2 protein-coding genes are annotated in these 1,798 nt (G+C 76.8%); one reads left to right on the top strand and one right to left on the bottom strand.

Features of this window, described 5'->3' with window-relative positions; genetic code table 11:
• Window positions 1-117: 117 nt before the first annotated feature.
• Window positions 118-984, bottom strand: a complete 867-nt coding sequence (locus ABT122_RS33495) for a class I SAM-dependent methyltransferase (protein WP_351559960.1) — start codon at window positions 982-984, stop codon at window positions 118-120.
• A 101-nt stretch (window positions 985-1,085) separates the two neighbouring features.
• On the opposite strand from ABT122_RS33495, the gene ABT122_RS33490 reads away from it, so the two are divergent.
• The gene (locus ABT122_RS33490; protein ID WP_351559958.1) at window positions 1,086-1,670 is read left to right on the top strand and encodes a TetR/AcrR family transcriptional regulator; all 585 of its coding nucleotides are present in this window, start codon (window positions 1,086-1,088) and stop codon (window positions 1,668-1,670) included.
• The last annotated feature ends 128 nt before the right edge of the window (window positions 1,671-1,798 follow it).

Below are 1,798 nucleotides of genomic sequence, written 5' to 3'. Positions count from 1 at the left end.
CCGGAGGCCCGCTGGGAACTCCCCGACGGACGGCCCGCGCGCGGACGGCCCGGGGGAGAGCGCCGCGTACGGTCTCCGCCGCCCGCCGCCGGAAGCTCACCCGCCCGCCGCCGGGGCTCACCCCGCCGTGGTCGCGGTGAGCATCCACCCGGTGCCGGCCAGCCGGAGCCCGTCCGCGCTCTCGTGCGGACGCAGCCGCGCGGTCAGCCGTTCCAGGGCCGCGTCCCGTGTGCCGGGGCCGGCCTGGGAGAGGAGATGGCGGCCGGGTCCCGAGTCCAGCAGGAAGCGGGCCGCGTCCCGCGCGTCCCGGCCCCAGGTCCCCTGTGCGCGGACATGCCCGGCCCGTACGTCCCGGAACCCGGCCCCGGCGAGCAGCGAGGTCGCCGTCCCCGCGTCGGCCAGCGAGAACATCCCCGGCCCGCCGGGAGCGCCGAACCCCCGGAGCGGCAGCAGATCACCGAGTGATCCGAGGGCGGTCAGCCACTCGTTCCCCTCCGGCTCGGCGGCGCACAGCAGCGCGATCCGCCCGCCGGGCCGCAGCGCCCCCGCGATATTGGTGAAAGCGGCGACGGGGTCCTCGAAGAACATCACCCCGAAGCGGCTGATCGCGACATCGAAGGAGCCGGGCTCGAAGGGGTGCACCTGGGCGTCGCCCCGGACGAAGGAGATGTTCCCGGTCCCCTCCCCGGCGGCCAGGGAGCGGGCGCGCTCCAGCACCGGGCCGGAGAGGTCCAGCCCCAGCGCGTGCCCCCGGCCCGCCGCCCGCGCGGCCAGCCGGGTGGTGCCCCCGCCGCCGCAGCCGATGTCGAGGACGCGCTCGCCGTCCGCGATGGCGGCCGCGTCCAGCAGCGGCCGGTCGAAACCGCTGTTCACCGCCGACCAGCGGTCCTGCCGGGCGGCCCAGTGGGCGCCCTCGTAGCCGTTCCAGGCCTCCTCCTGGGCCGTGTTGGCGATCCGGACGGGGGAGTTCGGGGTTTCGGGCACGGCAGACCTCCGGAGCGGCGGGAAGAACCCTAGAATGGGCAAGTGCCCAAACGGTATGGGCGCTTGCCCGTACATGCAATCCCCACCCCTCCGGAGGACCGATGTCACCGCGCGGAGTCGCCATTCCCGGCCTGCGAGAACACCTCTTCGACGCGGCCGAGCGGATCGTCGCCCGGGACGGCGCCGCCGCCCTCACCAGCCGGGCCGTCACCACCGAGGCCGGCTGCGCCAAGGGCGTGCTCCACGCCCGCTTCGCCGGCCTGGACGAATTCGTCGCCGAACTCGTCCTCGACCGCTTCTCCCGCAGCGCCGCCGTCGCCGCCGGCCTCCCGGCCCGCGCCGGCACCGGCACCGTCGCGGAGAACCTCGGCACCGTGGCCGCCGCCATCCTCTCCCTCGACCCCGGCGTCGTCGGCCTCTCCCTCACCCGCCCCGGCGCCGCCCGCCACGTCCGCGACGCCTGGCAGTCCGGTGCCCCGGGCTTCGGGTCGGTCCAGGGCTCCGTCGAGACCTACCTCGGCGCCGAACGAACCCGGGGCCGCGTCCCGCCCTCCCTGGACCCCGAGACCGTCGCACTCGCCCTCGTCGGCACCCTCCACCACCTCCTGATGACCGGCTCACTCACCTCCGGACCCTCCCACCCCAGGGTCGACCGCCTCATCCACACCCTGCTGGCCGCACCCTGAACCGCCCACCGCGCCGGCGCCCCGCAGCCGGGCCCGGCGCGGGGCCCCCCCCCCCCCCCCCGGCGGGGGCCCGGCGGACAACCCGGCCGACCGCAACGCCAACGACGAGATAGTCCCGCCCGCAACTG

This window comes from Streptomyces sp. NPDC001985 (assembly GCF_040296845.1).
Lineage (GTDB): Bacteria > Actinomycetota > Actinomycetes > Streptomycetales > Streptomycetaceae > Streptomyces.
The sequence above is the reverse complement of the archived record's forward strand: the minus strand, read 5'-3'. Positions and strand labels throughout refer to the sequence as shown.

What these genes read in the sequence shown, in the direction of transcription:
- ABT122_RS33490 (WP_351559958.1), top strand. Translation starts at nt 1,086, where the DNA reads ATGTCACCGCGCGGAGTCGCCATTCCCGGCCTGCGAGAACACCTCTTC.